This is a genomic window from Gluconobacter roseus NBRC 3990 (assembly GCF_006538885.1).
GTDB classification, from domain to species: domain Bacteria; phylum Pseudomonadota; class Alphaproteobacteria; order Acetobacterales; family Acetobacteraceae; genus Gluconobacter; species Gluconobacter roseus.
Genome location: NZ_BJLY01000001.1, coordinates 845,642 through 865,262 on the forward strand (window position 1 = coordinate 845,642; position 19,621 = coordinate 865,262).

Consider the following 19,621-nt stretch of genomic DNA (forward strand, 5'->3'; position numbering starts at 1 on the left):
TCTTTTCGGCATCAGAAATAGGCATTTCCCCGCAAATCTGAACTCACTTTTTGTGACCAAAGATTGCGCTTGCCTGCAGCATATCATTTTCTGTTGCGCATAATTCCCGTTCTGAAAAGCATGGTATGGACGTTGCGTCGTATGACAGGGATGTCATAAAGGAGCATCAAAGCCTTACGGACAGTCCCATGCAGACACTTTTTCAGGATGCCGCCTCGGCCCGGGCTGGAGCCTGGATGACCGTCAGTCTCCGGGCCATCACCGAAAATTACGGTTTCGTTGCCGGATTGGCGCCGGAAGCAGAATGTGCGGCTGTCGTCAAAGCCGATGCTTATGGATTGGGAGCAGACAGGATAGCTCCTGTCCTCGCCGCGCAGAACGCAAAAACCTTTTTTGTAGCGCATCTGGATGAAGGCATTGCCTTGAGAGCCGTGCTACCAGATGTGCGTATTTTCGTCCTGCACGGCTTCATGCCTGGCTGCGAAGGTAGCATGCAGTCGCATGATCTTATTCCTGTTCTCAATGACCTCGATCAGGTCCGCAGTTGGAAACGGTTCTGCAACGGGAAAGGATATGCATTTCCGGCGGCACTTCAGTTTGATTCCGGAATGTCCCGTTTCGGGTTGAACTCCGCTGATCTTGACGATCACACGCTCTTTGATGGCCTGAACCTGCAACTGGTGATGAGCCATCTGGCCTGTGCTGATGAGCCGGACAATCTGTCCAATGACACGCAGCGGCAACGTTTTGTGGATATGGCGGCCTGCTTTCCAGGTGTTCCCCGTTCCCTTTCTGCATCATCCGGCATTTTCCTGGGGCCGGAGTATCATTTCGAGCTGATCCGTCCGGGGGCGGCCCTTTACGGAATTGCGCCTTCAGAAGGCAACCGGATGCTCCGCCCGGTCGTCTCCCTTGATGCGCGGATCGTTCAGATCCGGACCGTGGAGGCTGGGGACCGCGTTGGATACGGCCTGAGTTGGACAGCCATGAAACCAACGCGGGTCGCCACGCTCGGGCTGGGCTATGCAGACGGATTCTTTCGGGCGCAGGAGGGACGGGGAGCGGTCTGGCATGACCGGACGCGGCTCCCGGTTATCGGGCGTGTTTCGATGGACAGCATTTCCGTCGATCTGACTGAGGCTCCTGCCGATCTTGAGGCCGGCGATGTGCTGTCGGCGCTGGGACCGGCGCAGGATGTGGATGCGCTGGCCCGGTCAGCGGGGACGATCGGCTATGAGGTTCTGACGTCTCTGGGGAACCGTTTTCATCGTGTCTATGTACCGCCCTGATCTGTTTCAGACCGATTTGCGGATCGAGAGCGAGATGGTCCGCCCGAGTGGGTCCAGAAAGGCGGGTTCGTAGCCGGCCGGGGTAATGCCGGAGCCATTGCGGGCGCGGATGCGGCTGTTGAAGAGATTGCTGACCGAAACCATGACGCGAAAGTTCTTTGCCCAGGGTCGGTTCTGCCAGCGCGGAATTTCCCCCAGATCGGCAAAGCCCGTCATATCCACTGTTGCCAGATCGCTGAAAAACAGGCTGTTGGCGTGCGTACTGGCCAGGGTGGATGTTCCGGACTGCCATTTGGTGACGAGGCGGAAGCCGAACCCGTTCTTGAAGACGCCGCCCTGAAGCTCGACTTCATGCCGCGGTTGGCCGCCCGTTCCGCCAATAGTGCCGCCGTCCAGCAGATCAATCGGTGGCAGGCCGGCACGCAGTTGCACGGTGTCTTTCAGGCGCCAGACCTGCGTGAGGACAATATAGTACCGTCCACCAGCGCCATGTTTTCCGCCCCTGCCGGAAGGCTTTTTCCCCAAAGGACGCGAAAAAGAGAACGTCGCGTTCCACTCATTGCGCTTTTCCATGACCGCATTGACCGGCCGGATATCGACAACATCAAGAATCCCGTCCGAATTGCGCTGATAGCGGTCAGGGAAGGCCTCTTCGATCGCAGCGGTCGCGGTTGGCAGGCTTATGACCGGATTGTGGTTGCGGTCCCGCACATAATTGACATGCAGCCGTGCACCTTCGAGAAAATCCGGAGCAATGATCGTCCCGATGCTGATTTCGTGCCGGTCCGCCGCCCGAAGGTTCCTGTTGCCGCCCGAGATGGTCGTCACCTGCACCGAGCGTCCGGTGACGTAATCATAGGTCGTGACATTTGGCGTCTCGATCTGCGGGGCAATCAGATCCGTGGCTGCTGGTGCTTCGGTACGATCGGTGACGGAGAACGGGAACTGGATCCATGACACGGGCTCCCATGTCACGCCCCCGCCAATTGTGCCCAGAGTTCCGAAATGCGACACCTGACTAATAGCACCGTTGATGTTCGCATCGAGCTTGCCCAGAAACGACAGGACGTGTTTGCGCGCATTGGCAATCGGAATATCGCCGTTAATCTGCAGGGTGCCGACATCGCGGCTGATATGGGTCCGCTGCAGTTTGCCCTGACTGAGCGATGTCGCATTCTGCTCGGTTATGGTGCCGGTCGGGGCGATGCTGGTCGAGACATCACCGGCAGGCAGGGAAAAGACCGAACCCGACAGCAGCCCCGTGACCTTGCCGGTCGTGCCGGTGGTGTGTCCGTGATTGACTAGGCGATTGTTCAGCCAGCTCCGGTCTACGGCCGAGAACGGATCGAAGGTCGTCATCCCGTCGGTCAGCGCCGTCTGGGCGCCGGTCAGGTCAAGTCCGGTCTGGCTGTTGGTCGTTGTGGTAGAGCGGTCGAAACTTCCGGTGCTGTTCCATTTCCAGCTTCGGACATCGCCGTTGAAATTCACTCCGGCATGAACCGCATCCGTATGGGATGTCTGCTGGAGTGCGGAGACATTCGTGTAGTCCCGGTATAGCAATGTGTCCTGCGAGAAGGGCGAATACAGGCTGGTGGAAGGAAGTGTGAGGATGCCCCGCGCCGGGCCCTGAAGGCTTTCGGAATCGCTACGCGTATAGCTGGCGTTGAAGGAGGCCGAGACTGTTTTGAAGATCTGGTCCGCATAGACGCCGTTCAGACTCAGTTCATGCGTTCTGGGCTGAAGGCTGTAGTCTGACGCATTCGAACTGACATGCGGTGCATTGGCGTAGGTTGTGAAATCCTGAAGGGTCGGGATCTGTCCGGCTGCGAGTGAGGGTACGCCAGCCGAAGTCACGCTTTGCCCCACAAGCCTATCCAGCGCCGGATCAAGACTTCCTCCGTCGGCGGATGCGATGTTGCCCGCATTGGAATAGAGACTGCTGGCGGAAGGCGGGGTCACGCCGCGGTCACTGTCGAGCAGACGGGCCTGTGCTTCATACCGGGCACTCAGATTGATCCGACGATCCCCGGAGAGCTTCGTGAAACTGGCACCAAGAACACCGTCATTGCCGCCACCATCTGTGGATGTGCTGCCATAGGCCCGCATCCGGACGGCACGGAAGTGCTTGACGGTAATGATGTTCACCACACGCTCATCGGCCGGATAGCCGTAGCGCAGGGCTTCTTCCTCGGTGAATATCTCGACACGGGCGATGGCCTCGAACGGCAGATCGTTGACTTCCTGCATCCCCGAGATGCGCTTGCCGTTCAGAAGCACGACCGGCGTGTTCCCCGTCGCACCGCGTCCCGAGCGTGTTTCCGGGGCAATGGCCGTCAGGAGATCGGCCGCGGTATCGACGCCGTATGAGCGGATTTCGTCAGCCTGGATCTGCATGATCGGCTTGGCGTCACCCAGCACGGCTCCGGCCGGCTTGTGGGCTTTGACGACAATCTTCTCGCCTCCGTTCACTGATGTCGTGGACGTGGTGACTGTCGTTGCATTGTGCTGCGGGGCTGCCGGTGCGGCGGTGGCACCGGATGTGGTCTGAGCGAGTGTGGAGACAGCAGGAAACAGGCTGCCAAGACCCCAGACGAGGCTGAGAGCCGGACGCAGCATGGGGCGTGTCAGAGGAAGGGTGACTTGAATTTTCAGGTCATGATCTGACATGCGCTCTTTTGCGTGCTCCTGCATTGCGTGCGGGCCGGAATGTCCGCAGCGGGTGCAGAATGTCACGAATCTGTAAGGATATCGTGGCAGTAGAAGGTCATTTGAGGCTGTTTCTGACGGATTTTCTTCTGTATGTCGAGACTAAAGGGACCTCTAGCTGGCAACCATGTTCCGGCTACGCACCATATTGCGGCGGGTTTCCTCGTCCAGAATTTCCCGGATGCGACGGGTCAGTTCCGTGGCGTCCGTATATTTGCGGCCATAGGTCAGATTGAACGTATGGTCGAAATCATCCGGATTGAGGCCGGCATTGTGCTGGCTGATCGTCTCGATCTTGTCGAAAGCCTTGGCTAACCGGGCTTCGGGAGACGCCGCATTCTCGTATTCGTCCCATAGCGCCAGAAATTCTGCCTGCAGATCATCGGGCAGGGGGGCCATGATCGTCAGCAGATCCTCGCGTTCCTGCGCGGCCTTGTTGGCAGAGGCCTGGAGCGAAATGGCGGGAACATCGCCGTGGATGGCCTCGCCCAGATCGTGGAGGATGCAGATTTTCAGCAGTTTCAGAAGGTTGATGCCTTCAAGCTGGTCGGCGAAGGTCATGACCAGCAGGCAAAGCGCCCAGGTATGCTCGGCCGTGCTTTCGGTCTGGCCGCCATGGGTATAGGTCCGTCTGAGGATATCCTTGAGGCGGGAGGCTTCCCGGAGAAAATCGAGGCGCTTTTCAAGATCGCCTTTTGTCATGCAGTGGGTCCTGTCTGTGACGGTGCGCGATACGGCCGTTGCGGGAGATTTATCCGACAAGCGCATACAGGACTTCATATCCCACAAAGACCGCAACGGCCAGAAGCACGAGCAGAACAAGAAATCCGGGCCCGTTCTGAAGGGATTTCAGCATTTTGACTATCAACGCGGGCATGAGACATGTTCCGTAAAAAGAAGTTTGATCCGCAAGCGCCAGTCAACGGGATCCCTGTTCATTCACAATCCTAGCATTTCCATCAGCCTCCCTGTTGGAATTTCTTTGCAAAATTCTGTGCTGTCATTCTCTGTTACGTTCTCTCCTTGAGAACACCATATTTGGCTCTGCATCTGAGAGCCTGAAATATTTTCGGTGGAGCTGTTCATGAAGAAGATTGTTGCCCTGGTTCTTGGAGCCGGTCTGTCCCTGTCGCTTGCAGCCTGTGATGGTCCTTATGATGGACGTCGTGATGGCGGACACCATCATCATCGCCATGACGACCGGGGTTATGGCGGTCAAAATATGGGTGGTCCCGGCATGAACGGTGGAGGCATGAACGGGCAGGGTATGAGTGGCGGTCCGGGACGTCAGGGCGGCTGGTAACAGCCTCTATCGGGACGCGCCCGTTCAGTAGGGCGTGTCCTAACTCTGATGGGAGTGGCGCGGTCCGGATTTGACGTTCCGGTCTGGCTGTCGCTGAATGCGGTCCTGAATTCTGCCAGGCCCCTCTCATCCGGACATCCACACCTCGATGACTGCACCGCGTTCGCCTTCCAGCCCGGAATCTTCTCCGGAGACAGGCTGGTTTCCCATTTCCATCCGGCTTTCCGGTGCCCGCGTCCTGCTGGTAGGTGGAGGAGAAATTGCCCTCAACAAGGGGCGTCTTCTGCTTGACCACGGTGCGCGGATCGACGTTCTGGCCGAACAACTGCATCCGGTTGTTCAGGGATGGGTTGAGGCCGGTCTGGTTCACCATATTGGCGGCCGGGCGGAGGAACTTACCCTGCGGACCTGTCTGCCGGGTTGCCGACTGGTTTACGCTGCAACGGACAGCCGGGAGACCAACCGGCAGGTCGCGGCCATTGCTGATGAACTGAACATTCCCGTCTGCGCGGTGGATGATTCCCAACCCTCAAGCTTTATCACGCCCGCGCAGGTGCGCCGGGGTGGGGTAAGGGTAGCTGTTTCTACAGGCGGGGCCGCCCCCGTGCTCGCCCGTCGTCTGCGTGAGCAGATTGAAACACTTCTGCCGGAAGGCACGGGGCGTCTGGCTGCCTATATGCAGTCGCGGCGCGTGCTGGTGTCAGGGCGTTATCCCGAGGTTCAGGACCGCAAACGTATCTGGGAAGATTTTCTCGATGGCCCAGGAGCGGAAGTCGCGCAGTCCGGTGACGAGAGCCGGGCCGATGCATATCTTCAGACGCTTCTGGATGCGCCGCGCAAAACAGGAGAAGTCTGGCTTGTCGGTGCAGGCCCTGGTGATCCGGATCTGCTGACGCTCAAGGCATTGCGCCTGATGCAGAATGCGGACTCCGTTCTCTACGACAACCTGCTCTCGCCAGCCCTGCTGGATATGGTGCGCCGGGATGCAGAGCTTGTTTTTGTCGGCAAGCAGCGGGACCGGCATGCCCTGCCGCAGGATGAGATCAACCGCGAAATGATCCGTCGCGCACAGGCCGGCGAGCGTGTCCTGCGACTCAAGGGAGGCGATCCATTCATTTTCGGACGTGGTGGCGAGGAAATCGAGGCTCTGGTCGAAGCCGGTGTTGCCTTCCGTCTGGTGCCGGGCATTTCGGCGGCTAATGGATGTGCTGCATGCTCCGGTATTCCCCTGACGCATCGTGATTGCGCGCAGGCCTGCCTGTTCGTGACCGGCCATGCGAAGGCCGATGGTGTGCTGGACCTGCCATGGGACGACATGGCCGACCGGCGCCAGACCGTCGTGATCTATATGGGCATCTCGACCCTGCCACAGCTTGCCGCCGGACTGATGGGAAAAGGACTGCCCGCGGACTGGCCGGTGGCAATCGTCGAGCGTGGAACACAGCCGGGCCAGCGCGTCTTCACCGGAACGCTGGAGACGATTGCCGGACAGGCCGCCGAGGCGCAGGTGAAGTCACCCGCACTGGTAATCGTCGGGCAGGTGGTCCGGCACCGGGTTATCTCGCCGTAACTTGATGTGTTCTGCATGGCAGGAAGATCCGCTCTTTCAGCCATGCTCGCAGCGCATATCCCTCTTTACGCTCCCGCGGGTTGCCCGCATGCGTCAGGGCCTGTGAAACTCCTGTTCTTTCAGTCACATCGCGATCCAATCACCGAGGTCCCATGACCACACTTGCGTCCATTATCGTCTCGATCGCAGAGGAAATGCGCACGGCCTCCGAACGCGGGACCGTTGCCAATTACATTCCTCCGCTTGCCCGGGTGGATCTGGACCGGTTCGGTATGGCAGTGGTCGGCATGGACGGGGCGACCCATACGGTCGGGGATGCGGAGGTCCCGTTCTCGGTCCAGAGCGTTTCCAAAGTGTTCAGCCTGAGCATGGCGCTCAATGCGATGGGTGAAGAGCTATGGGGCCGGGTGCGTCAGGAGCCTTCGGGCAGCGCCTTCAACTCCATCGTTCAGCTCGAAAACGAGCACGGCATTCCCCGCAATCCGTTTATCAATGCGGGTGCCATCGTCATCGCGGATATTCTGGTCTCGCGTTATGGCCGCGAGAACGCCCAGACCCGCCTGCTGGAGTTCCTGCGTCCGCTGGTGAGCGATCCTGCTTCAATCGACATCGACACAGACGTCGCCCGGCAGGAGCGCGCGACCGGTTTTCGCAACATGGCGCTTGCAAACTACATGCGGACATTCGGCAATATCCGCAACGTGGTCGAGGACACGCTGGATTTCTATTTCCATCAATGCGCCCTTACCATGAGCTGCCACCAGTTGGCACAAGTCGGGACCTATCTCATGACGGGCGGCCGGAACCCACTCACAGGCGAACGCGTGATGTCCGAGCGCAATGCCCAGACGATCCTCGCACTAATGATGATGTGTGGCCATTATGACGGCTCGGGCGCTTTCGCCATCCGCGTTGGCCTCCCCGGAAAATCCGGCGTGGGTGGTGGTATTCTGGCGGTTGCGCCGGGTGTTGCGTCCATTGCAGTGTGGTCGCCGGGGCTGAATGCACAGGGGAACTCCCTGTTGGGGACACGGGCGCTGGAACGGCTTGTTCAGCACACGGGGTGGTCGGTTTTCCGGGCGAACCCGTGGGTTGCCAACCCCACCTGACTCTCAGCCCGCCAGAGTGTCGTAAAGCAGCTTGAAGTTCAGCAGCAGGATCAGCCCTGCCACGAACCATGACAGGACACGGACGGGTGCGGAAATTACGAACTCGCCCATCGTCCTGCGGTCCGAAACGAACATGACCAGCGGGATGACGGCAAACGGCAGTTGCAGCGACAGGATGACCTGACTGGCCATCAGTAGATCGCCCACACCCCGGTTGCCATAGATCAGCGTGACGATTGCGACAGGCACAATCGCCAGCCCACGAGTCAGAAGCCGTCTGGCCCAGTGCGGAATGCGGAGGTGCAGGAAGCCCTCCATGATGATCTGTCCGGCCAGTGTGCCGGTGATCGTCGAATTCGTGCCTGCTGCCAGAAGAGCGAGTGCGAATAGCGTGGAGGCCATGCCAAGCCCGAGGATCGGGGAGAGCAGCCGGTAGGCATCCTGGATTTCCGCCACGTCCTGATGGCCGGAATTGTGAAACGCTGCTGCCGCTACGATCAGGATCGCCGCGTTGATAAATAGTGCCAGAGTCAGGGCAATCGTGCTGTCCCAGCTCGTCCAGCGGATCGCATCCCGCCGCCCGGCTGGTGTGCGCTCATAGGCGCGGGTCTGCACGATCGAGGAATGCAGATACAGGTTATGCGGCATGACCGTGGCACCGATAATGCCGATGGCGACATAGAGCATCCCCGGTGTCGTCAGGATCTTCGGATCGGGGAGGAGCCCGGCCAGAACGCTGTGCATGGGCGGGGCGGCTGCGACAAGCTGGATTCCGAAACACAGCGCAATAATGCCTAAAAGCGCGATCACGAAGGCTTCCAGATAGCGGAAGCCCCGGTTCATCAGTAGCAGGACAACCAGTGCGTCCAGAATGGAGAGCAGCGCGCCGCCCAGAAGAGGCAGACCGAACAGAAGCTGAAGCGCCACCGCCGTGCCAATGACTTCCGCCAGATCACAGGCGATAATGGCCAGTTCACAGGCCAGCCACAGCACGATGTTCACGCGTAGCGAAAAATGATCCCTGCAGGCCTGCGCCAGATCGCGTCCCGTCGCGATCCCGAGGCGTGCTGAGAGCGCCTGAAGCAGGATCGCCATCAGGTTTGACAGCATGATGACGCAGAGCAGCGTATAGCCGTAGCGCGACCCGCCCTGCAGATCCGTGGCCCAGTTGCCCGGGTCCATATAGCCGACCGACACCATGAAGCCCGGCCCGACAAAGGCCAGAAAACGTCTGATCCAGGACGCATCAGCCCCCGGCACATGAATGCTGGAAAACGCATCCGGCAGACTTTGCCGCATATCCGGGGACGTCCGGGACTCCACGGGCGGAGTGCTGGGAGTGGTGGAATCTGACATCAGGGGAACATCCAATCCCATCCACGACCAATATTCAATATGCTATATTGATGAGCCTGTTGAAAAAGACGCGATCTGGAAAAACGTGATTATTCGGACTGGCGGAAAATGCAGGAATGTTTTATTCCGCCGCGAATATTGTTTTCCCTATGGAGGCACAGGACGGGAATGGACCGGAAAAGACGTCTGAAAAATGCGGCGCCCAAAGAGATGCTGCCTGATGTCGAAACCCATTCCGAAGGCTTCCGTGCCAATCGGGCGGCGCGACGCAATGTGCTGGTCGAAGACTATGTGGAGCTGATTTCGGACCTGCTGTCGGAAGGGCAGGAAGCCCGGCAGGTCGATATCGCCGGGCGTCTGGGCGTCTCACAGCCGACAGTGGCAAAGATGCTGGCCCGTCTTGCGACAGAAGGGTATGTCACGCAGAAGCCCTATCGGGGCGTTTTCCTGACACCGGCCGGTCAGGATATGGCGGACAGGGCGCGACACCGGCACCGGATCGTAGAAGCATTTCTGCTCGCTCTGGGTGTGAGCGAGGAAAACGCCCGCGTCGATGCCGAGGGTGTGGAGCACTATGTCGGGAGCGAAACCCTGAGCCTGTTCGAAAAAGCCATCGAGGGCGGACTGAAACAGTTCATGCAGGCATTGCCCAACGCCTGACACCTGCAGTCAGGTGCAGATTTCAAGCTTCACGTCGTCCTGTATCAGAGCCTTGGCGATGGACGGCTTGAGCTGCGAGTCCGTCAGGACGCGGTCAAATTCCGTCAGTGAAGCCAAACGGTGCAGGCCGCCCTTGCGGAACTTCGTGCTGTCCACCAGCAGGACGCACTGATCCGCAATGTCCATCATGGCCCGCTTGACCTTTACAACGTCCTGATCGTTCTGGAAGGCGGTGGCGTTGTGGATGATGGATGTCGAGAGGAACATCATGTTCGCCCGCAGCGACTGCGCCGCCTGCTCGCAGACCAGACCGAAGAAGGCATTGCGCGGCGGGTTGTAGTCGCCGCCAAGGCAGATCAGCTTCAGGTTGGGATAGGGCGACAACGCCTGAATTACCCCAACGGCGTTGGTGATGATCGTCAGCGGTGCGAGGGCAGGCAACAGGGGCAGCATTGCCGCAACGGTTGTGGAGTCATCCAGAACCAGAACCTGCTCGGGCTGGATCAGCGAGATGGCCCGCTGGATGATGGCGTCCTTGAGATCCGTTGCACGCGAGCGGCGGAAATTGACGGTTTTCTGCGTCGTGACCTTGTTGCGCAGCACGATGCTGCCATGCAGCTTGTCGATCAGGCCCTGCTGGACCAGCGCATGCGCATCGCGATGGATCGTCATGCGGCTGACATCGAAACGCTCGGCCAGTCCTTCGATCGTCGCACTGCCGGTTTCAAGAAGAACGTCGAGGATCTGTTTCTGGCGGGCCGTATTATCCCGCCGCTTTGAACCCTGCGGTGCGGCGGTAGCGACTACGGAGCCCGAACCATCAGTCATGTCTCAAATCGATTCCTGAGCGTGAATACAAACAGATAAATGTAAAATCGTATCTATCATAACAGGCCAGAGGCCGTCTGTAACGCCCGCTGGAGAGCATTCAGCCCCAAAAAGGTGATTATCAGGTCGGTGTGGTAATCTTCAGGACCTGAGCCGTATCACGACGGAGCGTCGTGCAGGCCTGGGCGTCCTGCGTCAGATCGACGCCATAAGCAGGAAAAACCTGCCGCAGGCGGGGCAGCCAGCCGCCCTCGACAAGCCGTTCGGGGAAGCAGCCCTGCACGACCTGAAGTGCCACGGACGCTGCAATGGACGCGCCGGGAGAGGCACCCAGTACCGCGACGAGGGAGCGGTCAGCGTTTTTGACGAGTTCGGTACCAAAGCGGAGTTTGCCGTGCAGGCCGCTATCGGGCCGGATGATCTGCACCCGCTGCCCGGCCACGACCTTGCTCCAGTCTTCGGGCCGTGCGGTCGGGTAAAAGTCCAGAAGTGCCTGAAAACGCGCCTCGTTGGTCTGGATGACCTGTTTTACGAGATAATCCAGCAGGCCGAGATTGTCTTTTCCGGCCGTCAGGGCAGGGATGATGTTTTTCGGCGTCAGGGAGCGGAAATAATCCGTCCACGACCCGCTCTTAAGAAATTTCGTAGAAAAACCGGCATAGGGCCCGAACAGCAGGCAGGATTTCCCGTCGATCACGCGGGTATCGAGATGCGGGACCGACATGGGCGGGGAGCCGACGGGGGCCTTGCCGTAAACCTTGGCGTGATGCTGGCGCGTGATGGTCGGGTCGGTGCAGCGCAGCCAGAGTCCGCTGACCGGGAAGCCTGCGTAATGTGCTGCTTCGGGGATGCCGGACGCCTGAAGCAGCGGCAGGGCATTGCCGCCCGCGCCGATGAAGACGAAGCGCGTCAGGACCGTTGTGGCGTGACCGCTTTCAGTATCCGTTGCCGTGACGCGCCAGCGGCCGTCCTCGGTTCGGGTCAGATCCGTGACGCGATGGTTATAGTGGATGGAGACGTTGCGGTCGGTCCTGAGCGATGCGGTCAGGGCATGCGTCAGGGCACCGAAATTGACGTCCGTGCCTTCCCTGATGCGCGTGGCCGCGACGGGCTGTGTCGTATCGCGTCCCGCCATGGCGAGCGGGGCCCATTGCGCGATGACCGCCGGGTCATCGGTGTATTCCATGTCGGCAAAGCAGTGATGGGCGACCATGGCCTCATAGCGGGCCTTGAGGAACGCCACATTCTCTGCACCCCACACCAGACTGATATGCGGGCAGGGCTGAACGAACGCGGCCGGATCGGCAATCCGGCCTTCACGCACCCAGTGGGCCCAGAGCTGCCGGGAGAGATCGAATTCCGTATTGACGGCCAGCGCCTTGGAGATATCGACGCTGCCATCCGCGCGCTGGGGCGTGTAGTTCAGTTCGCAGTTGCCAGCATGTCCGGTCCCGGCATTGTTCCAGGCATAGGAGCTTTCCTGCCCGCAGTCGGAGAGGGTTTCGAACATCACCATCGAGAGCGACGGATCCAACTCGCACAGCAGGGCGGCAAGCGTGGAACTCATAATCCCGGCGCCGATCAGGACGATATCGGGGCAGAGGCTGGAGAGTGACGGCATGATGCTGAAATCCGGCAGGGGCTGGAAAGAAAGGCGGCTGAAAGATCCCCGAAAGCTCAGCCCGTGTAAACAGGGCCGGGCGGCAGGAGCTTGCCGGGATTGAGGATATGGTGCGGATCCATCGTGTTCTTCAGGGCGCGCATCACGCTGAGGCTTCCAGGCCCATGCTCGGTTTCCAGAAATTCCAGCTTGCCCATGCCAACACCATGCTCCCCGCTACATGATCCGTTCAGGGACAGGGCGCGGGCGACGATCTTGCGGTCCAGATCCAGGGCAAGCTGATGTCCTTCGGGAGTATCATCCGTGATGATGAGCGTATGGAAATTACCATCACCCACATGCCCCAGAAGGGGCGCACGCAGGCCGGAGGCTTCGATATCGCGATGCACGCCCTCGATCAGCTCTCCCAGACGGGAAATCGGGACGATGCAGTCCGTGGAAATGACGCGCGCGCCCGGGACGATGGCCTTCGCTGCCCAGTAGGCGTCATGCCGCGCTTTCCACAGGCGGGTGCGGTCTTCGGCGCTTTCGGCCCAGGCAAAACCAAGCCCGTTATTGCCCGACGCAATGGCTTCCGTCGTCTCGACCTGCTCGCGTACGGCTGCGGGCGAGCCCGTGAATTCGAAAAACAGCGTGGTCAGCGGCTGGTATTCGCTCAGGCCGGAATACTGGATGGAAGCTGCCATCTGCACGCTGTCCATCAGTTCCACGCGGGTGATGGGAATGCCGCACTGAATGATTTCCATGGCGGTCTGGATGGCGTCATGCAGGTTCTCGAACTGGCAAATTGCTGCCGAAACACTGTCCGGACGCCCGTGCAGACGGAGCTGGACTTCTGTGATGATCCCGAGCGTGCCTTCCGAGCCGACGAACAGCGACGTCAGATCATAGCCGGTGGAGGATTTGCGGACGCGCCCGCCGGTGCGGATGATTTCGCCGGTCGCGAGAACGACCGTCAGTCCCAGCACATTCTCTTTCATCGTGCCGTAGCGCACGGCGGCGGTGCCCGAGGCGCGGGTGGCACACATACCGCCGATCGTGGCTTCCCCGCCCGGATCGACCGGAAAGAACAGGCCCGTATCGCGGATTTCCACATTCAGCGTCTGTCGCGTAATGCCGGCCTGGACCCGGCAGTCCAGATCCTCTGCGTTCAGTTCCACGATATCCGTCATGCGGGACAGATCGAGGCTGATGGCCTGTTCGGGCGGCACGACATGGCCTTCCACCGAAGTGCCGGCCCCGAACGCCACGACCGGAACGCGCCATTCATGGCAGTGTCGCAGGACGGTTGCCACATCCTGCGTGCTTTCCGCAAACACCACCGCCTCGGGCAGGTTGGAGGCATTCATGGCCTCGCCGTGACTGTGCTCTTCGCGAACGGATGGTGCCATGCTGATCCGCTCACCCATGATGGGCTGGAGGGCTTTAAGAACGGCCTGAAGGCGGTCCGGAGCGGAGGCGGAAGAGGCGGTCATGACTAGTTCCGGCATGAAGAAAGGATGCTCTTCATAGGCCGGATCGAAGGTCCGGGAAATATCTTCAGTTCGATATGGGGGTATAAAATGGAATAATCTGTCGAAAAACGAATATACGATGCAAGATCAGATATTATCCGTGACTATCTCAGGAAAATATTGCTCGCCCGGCTGACGAAGATATAGGTTCGGTAATCGTCCTTGTTGTTCACGACGATCCCCTGTTGCAGATCCGCACCAACCTTCATGGCCGACCCGATCACCAGGATCTTGCGGTTCAGGACCATCTTGCGGAAATCGCCACCGAAACGGATATCGGCATTATAGGCCACGGCTGACGTGATCTGCACGGCGACATTGGCGCGGTCCAGATAGGTGTCTTCGGAGTTGAGGAAGACCATCTTGTTGAAGACGTTTACGCTTTTCACAGTCATGACGAATGTGCCGGGCACGACGGTCCGGTTTGTGGTCTCACGCAGGGTATCCGCAGGTGTCAACCGCTTCTCAAGAACCACGTCACCGGAACAGGCTGTTTGTGCGAGGAGAGTGGTGAACAGGGCAAGCGAAAGAAGGGCTTTGCGAAAGGTCATCTGAATATTGCTGCCGGCTGTGAACTGATAAAGCCGAGCCTAGGAGAGAATATTCAGGGTGTCGTGCGAAATTTTCATGTCTGGCAGAAGAACAGAAGCCTTCAGGGCGTGAAGACAACTGTCCTGCTACCATTGATAATGGTCCGGCGTTCGATGTGATACCGCACAGCACGCGCCAGAACCCGGCGTTCGATATCGCGTCCTTTGCGGATCAGGTCATCGGGCGTGTCGGCATGGGAGATGCGCTCCACGTCCTGTTCGATGATCGGGCCTTCATCCAGATCGCGGGTGACGTAATGGGCGGTCGCGCCGATCAGCTTCACGCCGCGCGCAAAGGCCTGATGATAGGGACGAGCACCCTTGAAGCCGGGCAGGAAGGAATGGTGGATGTTGATGCAATGGCCTGACAGGCTGGCAGCCATCTCATTGGACAGAACCTGCATGTAGCGCGCGAGAATGACCAGTTCGGCCCCGGTCGTGGCAAACAGATCCAGAATACGCGTTTCCTGCGCGGGCTTGGTGTCTTTTGTGACGGGAAGGTGGTGGAACGGGATGCCGTAGAAATCCAGATCCGCAAACACCTCGCGCGGGTGGTTCGATACGATCCCGACCGGCTCGATCGGTAGTTCCCCGATGCGCCAGCGATACAGCAGATCCACCAGGCAGTGATCAAAACGCGAGACCATCAGCAGGACCTTCGGCTTCACGCTTCGGTCATGCAGCGCCCAGTCCATGCTGAACGTCTCGCCCAGAACAGCCAGTGCCTCGCGAAGCTGCTGCATGCTGGTCTGGCCATCCGTGATCTCGAAGACGATCCGCATGAAAAAGACCGTGCTGTCCCGGTCATCGAACTGCTGGGCTTCAGTGATGTTGGCGTTCAGTTCCGCAAGCCTGCCGCTGATTGCCGCCACGATGCCCGGTCGGTTAGGGCAGGAAAGCGTCAGGACATAGGTGGTCTGCGGAACTGAAATGACCGTCATGGAAAGTCTTTTCTCGTCTTTTTAAAATTTACCGTCCTCAGACGGTGAAGTATTTTGCCCGTGGGTTCAGCATCACGAGAGCGGATGTCGATTGCTCGGGGTGAAGCTGATAGCCGTCGGAAAGCGACACGCCGATGCGTTCGGCATCCAGCATTTTCAGGATCGGTTCCTGATCTTCAAGCCGCGGGCAGGCGGGATAGCCGAAGGAATAGCGCGAGCCGCGATAGGACTGCGACAGCAGCTTCTCCATGTCGCGATCGTCTTCGCCGGCAAAACCCAGCTCGGCGCGGATGCGCTTGTGGGTATATTCCGCCATGGCTTCCGCCATCTCGACCGACAGGCCGTGCAGGTACAGATAGTCCTGATAACGGTTTTCCTCGAACCACACCCGTGCCAGATCGGACGCCTTTTGCCCGACTGTCACGACCTGCAGTCCGACCACATCGCGGGTATCATCGCTGATGTCGCGGACGAAATCGGCGATGCACTCGCCGTCATCCTTGGGCTGACGCGGCATGGTGAAACGCGCGGCTTCCGTCTTACCGTCCTCTTCGAAGAGTACGAGATCGTTCCCGTCGCCTGCGGCCTTCCAATATCCATAGATTGCCTGCGGCCGGATGATGTCCTGCTCCGCAGTCAGCGCCAGCATGCGTTTCAGCACGGGGCGGAGTTCGGTCTTGGCGTATTCCATGAACTCGTCGAGCGAGCGGCCCTGTTTCCGGAAGCCCCACTGGAACTGGTACAGCGAGCGCTCATTGAGGAACGGCAGAACCGCATTTGGCGTCGCTTCGAGCACACGTCCACCCCAGAAAGGTGGTGTAATGACCGGCTCGGAGCCTGAAATCCGCTCACGCCGGGCCTTGGCGGCCTCGCGATCCACGACGCCAAAGCCGCGTGTTTCTGCGATTTCCGGAGCGCGCGCCGTCTTGCGGCTCGCCTGGCTGGCCCGGCGCGTCTGGATCGCGCCAAGATAGGAATCGAGCTCCTTGTTGGCGATCTTGTCCATCAGGCCCAGACCGTCGAACGCATCACGCGCATAGGCCACGCGCCCCGGCTCACCAGCGCCATAGGAGCGGGCACATTCTTCCTCGACGTAATTCCGGGTGAGGGCCGCACCACCGAGAATGACCGGAACGTCAAAGCCCTGACGGTGCATTTCCTCAAGGTTTTCGCGCATGATGACCGTGGACTTCACCAGAAGCCCGGACATGCCGAGCGCGTCCGCCTTGTGTTCCTTCACGGCCGCGATCATGTCCGCGAGAGGCACCTTGATGCCCAGATTGATGACCTGATAGCCGTTATTGGTCAGGATGATGTCCACGAGGTTCTTGCCGATATCGTGCACGTCGCCCTTGACTGTGGCGAGCACCATCGTGCCGCGGTGCTGGCCTTCCACGCGCTCCATGTGCGGCTCAAGCCATGCCACGGCAGTCTTCATCGTCTCGGCGGATTGCAGCACGAACGGAAGCTGCATCTTGCCCGAACCGAACAGCTCGCCGACGACCTTCATGCCATCGAGCAGGACGTTGTTGATGATGTCGAGCGGCGGCATTTCCGCCATCGCGTCTTCCAGATCCTGCTCGATGCCCTTGCGGTCACCGTCCACGATCCGGTCCTTCAGCCGCTCCGCCGGGGTCTCTGCTCGGCGCTTCTTGACGGCATCGGCGGCTTTACGGCCCGCAAACAGTTCCAGCAGCTTCTGAAGCGGATCGTAGTCCTCGGTGCGGCGGTCGAAAATCAGGTCTTCCGCGACCTTGACCTCTTCCGGGGCAATCAGATGCAGCGGGCGGATCTTGGAGACATGCACGATCGCACCCGTCATGCCAGCCTTGACCGCATGATCCAGGAATACCGAGTTCAGCACCGCACGCGCGGCCGGGTTCAGGCCGAAGGAGATGTTCGACAGGCCGAGGATGATCTGGATATCCGGGAACTTGTCGCGGATCAGCTTGATGCCCTCAAGCGTCCACTGGCCGAGCTTGCGATCGTCTTCAACACCTGTAGCGATGGTGAAGGTCAGCGGATCGATCATCAGGTCGGACTGCGGCAGTCCGTACTGGTTGCACGCGAAATCCACCAGACGTTCGGCAATGCGCAGCTTGTCCTGCGGCTCCTTCGCCATGCCGACTTCATCGATCGTCAGCGCAATCATGGCGGCGCCGAACTTACGGGCCAGCTTCATGCGGTCATGGGCCTGCTGCTCGCCATCCTCGAAGTTGATCGAGTTGATGATGGGCTTGCCGCCATGCAGTTTCAGTGCGGCTTCAATGACCGGCGTTTCCGTGGAATCGATCACCAGCGGCGCATTCACGGAGGACGTGAAACGCGTGACGACCTCGTTCATTTCGCGAACTTCATCACGCCCCACGAAGGCCGTGCAGATATCGAGCGCGTTGGAACCTTCGGCGGCCTGTTCACGCCCGATAGCGACACAGCCGTCCCAGTCATTGGCTTCCTGAAGCTCGCGCCATTTCTTGGAGCCGTTGGCGTTGCAGCGCTCGCCGATGGAGAAATAGCTGTTTTCCTGACGCAGCGGCGTCTGGGTGTAGAGGCTGGAGACCGATGGCATCCAGATTGTGCTGCGCTTGACCGGGGCAGGGCGGAGCTTCGTGCCGCCAAGGCGACGCAGCATGCCATCGAGAGCCTGGATATGCGGTGTGGACGTGCCACAGCAGCCACCAATGAGGTTCAGCCCGTCTTCCTTGACGAAGCGTTCCATCCAGACAGCCATTTCCTCAGGGCTGAGCGGATAGACGGTCTTGCCGTCCACAAGCTCGGGCAGGCCGGCATTGGGCTGCATGGAAATGAAACCGGGCCAGTTCTCTGACAGCCAGCGGACATGCTCGCCCATTTCCTGCGGACCAGTGGCGCAGTTCAGGCCGAGCGAGGGAACGTCCAGCGCCTGAACGGTTGTGGCGGCGGCGGCGATATCGGGGCCGACCAGTAGTGTGCCAGTGGTTTCGACCGTCACCTGCACGAAGATCGGCGCATCCGAACCGAGTTCGATCCGCGCAATCTTGGCGGCATTCACGGCGGCCTTGATCTGGAGCGTGTCCTGACACGTCTCGATCAGGAACCCGTCAACGCCGCCATCGATCAGGCCACGGCACTGTTCGACCAGACCGGCTTCCAGATCGTCATAGGCAATATTGCCCAGCGTCGGCAGTTTCGTGCCCGGACCAATGGAGCCCATGACATAGCGGTGCCGCCCGTCCGAAAACGTCTCGGCGGCCTCGCGGGCCAGTGTCGCGGCCGTACGATTGATTTCGCGCGTGCGGTCCTGAAGCCCGAACTCCGCCAGGGTAACGATGGAGCCGCCGAATGTGTTCGTCTCCACCATGTCCGCCCCGGCTTCGAAATAGCCGCGATGGATTTCACGGACGAGTTCCGGGCGCGAGAGGTTCAGGATTTCGGTGCAGTTTTCCTGCCCCCAGTAATCGCGCTCGACTTCCAGATCCAGCATCTGCACGCGCGATCCCATGCCGCCGTCACACAGCAGGACCTGATCGGCGAGGGCGTCAAGCAGATGGGGACGTGAGGACATGGGCAGGCTGCTCTGTAGTTAGGATGACTGGGAATGGATATGGGAGCCGCGATCGGGCTTGCGCCTCTATACACGGTCAGGGACAGGAGGGTGTAGCAAAACGGTTCTGCTCCGGCAAAGAGGCAACACCATAAAATGCTGTTCGCTGCGGTCGGTCCTGCTACAGGGAATGGCATGACGTCCTCCCGCAATTCCCTGATACCCCTGACCGTTCTGTCTGACCAGGCGCTCTGGCCGGAAGAACGCAGACGTCAGGCCCTGCTGATCGGTGTTCCGGACCCTGAAGGAGGGTGGGGAGATGTGGCGGATATTCCGGCCCCGTCGCCCTTCATGAACCGTCATGCGGCGGGCTGCCTGTGCTGCACACGAGATCCCGTGGCCATGGTGCTTGCAGAGGTTTTTCAGGATCGCGTCCTGGGAAAGCGTCCGCTTTTCAGGGAAGTGGCGGTATCCGTCGCATCGAAAGACCGCGTGGCAGTCCGGCAACAGCTTGAAAATGATGTGCTGGTCCGTGCCCGCTACAGACTTGTGCCTGAAGGCGTATAATCCTTCGTTGCTGGAAGGGTTTTGCAGTTCGGGTCTATGCTCCT

The 19,621-nt window shown here is 59.7% G+C and carries 16 protein-coding genes; 6 read left to right on the forward strand and 10 right to left on the reverse strand.

Annotated elements, in window-relative coordinates; genetic code table 11:
- The first annotated feature begins 188 nt into the window (after window positions 1-188).
- Window positions 189-1,289, forward strand: a complete 1,101-nt coding sequence (alr, locus tag GRO01_RS03735; protein WP_062509389.1) for an alanine racemase — start codon at window positions 189-191, stop codon at window positions 1,287-1,289.
- 6 nt (window positions 1,290-1,295) lie between these two features.
- Here alr and GRO01_RS03740 read toward each other — a convergent pair whose 3' ends face one another.
- From GRO01_RS03740 to GRO01_RS13705, 3 genes are all read right to left on the reverse strand, one after another.
- The gene (locus GRO01_RS03740) at window positions 1,296-3,956 is read right to left on the reverse strand and encodes a TonB-dependent receptor (protein ID WP_062509168.1); all 2,661 of its coding nucleotides are present in this window, start codon (window positions 3,954-3,956) and stop codon (window positions 1,296-1,298) included.
- Window positions 3,957-4,109: 153 nt separating this feature from the next.
- The gene (locus GRO01_RS03745; RefSeq protein ID WP_062509165.1) at window positions 4,110-4,697 is read right to left on the reverse strand and encodes an HD domain-containing protein; all 588 of its coding nucleotides are present in this window, start codon (window positions 4,695-4,697) and stop codon (window positions 4,110-4,112) included.
- A 49-nt stretch (window positions 4,698-4,746) separates the two neighbouring features.
- Window positions 4,747-4,872: a hypothetical protein gene (locus tag GRO01_RS13705; RefSeq protein ID WP_264787796.1), complete on the reverse strand. Its 126-nt coding sequence runs from the start codon at window positions 4,870-4,872 to the stop codon at window positions 4,747-4,749.
- Window positions 4,873-5,079: 207 nt separating this feature from the next.
- On the opposite strand from GRO01_RS13705, the gene GRO01_RS03750 reads away from it, so the two are divergent.
- The 3 genes from GRO01_RS03750 to GRO01_RS03760 all read left to right on the forward strand — a co-directional run bounded on the left by GRO01_RS03750 (window position 5,080) and on the right by GRO01_RS03760 (window position 7,977).
- A complete protein-coding gene (locus GRO01_RS03750; RefSeq protein WP_141306768.1) occupies window positions 5,080-5,298 on the forward strand; it encodes a hypothetical protein in 219 nt (72 codons plus the stop codon).
- A gap of 148 nt (window positions 5,299-5,446) precedes the next feature.
- Entirely contained in the window at window positions 5,447-6,868 is a 1,422-nt protein-coding gene (gene cysG / locus GRO01_RS03755; RefSeq protein ID WP_062509162.1) for a siroheme synthase CysG, read from the forward strand.
- Between the two features lie 152 nt (window positions 6,869-7,020).
- Window positions 7,021-7,977 carry a glutaminase gene (locus GRO01_RS03760; RefSeq protein ID WP_062509160.1) on the forward strand — a complete coding sequence of 319 codons (957 nt, stop codon included), beginning with the start codon at window positions 7,021-7,023 and terminating at the stop codon, window positions 7,975-7,977.
- A 3-nt stretch (window positions 7,978-7,980) separates the two neighbouring features.
- Here the strand turns inward: GRO01_RS03760 and GRO01_RS03765 are convergent, their stop codons facing one another.
- On the reverse strand, window positions 7,981-9,333 hold the full coding sequence (locus GRO01_RS03765; protein ID WP_062509388.1) for an Nramp family divalent metal transporter: 1,353 nt from the start codon (window positions 9,331-9,333) through the stop codon (window positions 7,981-7,983).
- 168 nt (window positions 9,334-9,501) lie between these two features.
- Here GRO01_RS03765 and mntR point away from each other — a divergent pair, with 168 nt between their 5' ends.
- Window positions 9,502-9,993 (forward strand): manganese-binding transcriptional regulator MntR, encoded by a 492-nt coding sequence (mntR, locus tag GRO01_RS03770; RefSeq protein ID WP_062509158.1) that lies wholly within the window; start codon window positions 9,502-9,504, stop codon window positions 9,991-9,993.
- Between the two features lie 9 nt (window positions 9,994-10,002).
- Here mntR and GRO01_RS03775 read toward each other — a convergent pair whose 3' ends face one another.
- From GRO01_RS03775 to metH, 6 genes are all read right to left on the reverse strand, one after another.
- Complete coding sequence (locus tag GRO01_RS03775; protein WP_062509156.1) at window positions 10,003-10,821, reverse strand: DeoR/GlpR family DNA-binding transcription regulator; 819 nt, start codon at window positions 10,819-10,821, stop codon at window positions 10,003-10,005.
- Between the two features lie 121 nt (window positions 10,822-10,942).
- Window positions 10,943-12,442, reverse strand: coding sequence for a malate dehydrogenase (quinone) (gene mqo / locus GRO01_RS03780; protein WP_062509153.1), 1,500 nt, complete (start codon window positions 12,440-12,442; stop codon window positions 10,943-10,945).
- Window positions 12,443-12,498: 56 nt separating this feature from the next.
- Entirely contained in the window at window positions 12,499-13,917 is a 1,419-nt protein-coding gene (locus GRO01_RS03785) for an FAD-binding oxidoreductase (RefSeq protein ID WP_062509151.1), read from the reverse strand.
- Between the two features lie 143 nt (window positions 13,918-14,060).
- Window positions 14,061-14,507, reverse strand: a complete 447-nt coding sequence (locus GRO01_RS03790) for a hypothetical protein (RefSeq protein ID WP_062509149.1) — start codon at window positions 14,505-14,507, stop codon at window positions 14,061-14,063.
- A gap of 101 nt (window positions 14,508-14,608) precedes the next feature.
- Entirely contained in the window at window positions 14,609-15,487 is an 879-nt protein-coding gene (gene purU / locus GRO01_RS03795) for a formyltetrahydrofolate deformylase (protein WP_062509147.1), read from the reverse strand.
- A gap of 37 nt (window positions 15,488-15,524) precedes the next feature.
- The gene (gene metH, locus GRO01_RS03800; protein ID WP_062509145.1) at window positions 15,525-19,031 is read right to left on the reverse strand and encodes a methionine synthase; all 3,507 of its coding nucleotides are present in this window, start codon (window positions 19,029-19,031) and stop codon (window positions 15,525-15,527) included.
- 174 nt (window positions 19,032-19,205) lie between these two features.
- Between metH and GRO01_RS03805 the strand changes: the two genes are divergently transcribed.
- Complete coding sequence (locus GRO01_RS03805; RefSeq protein WP_141306772.1) at window positions 19,206-19,577, forward strand: hypothetical protein; 372 nt, start codon at window positions 19,206-19,208, stop codon at window positions 19,575-19,577.
- Window positions 19,578-19,621: the final 44 nt, after the last annotated feature.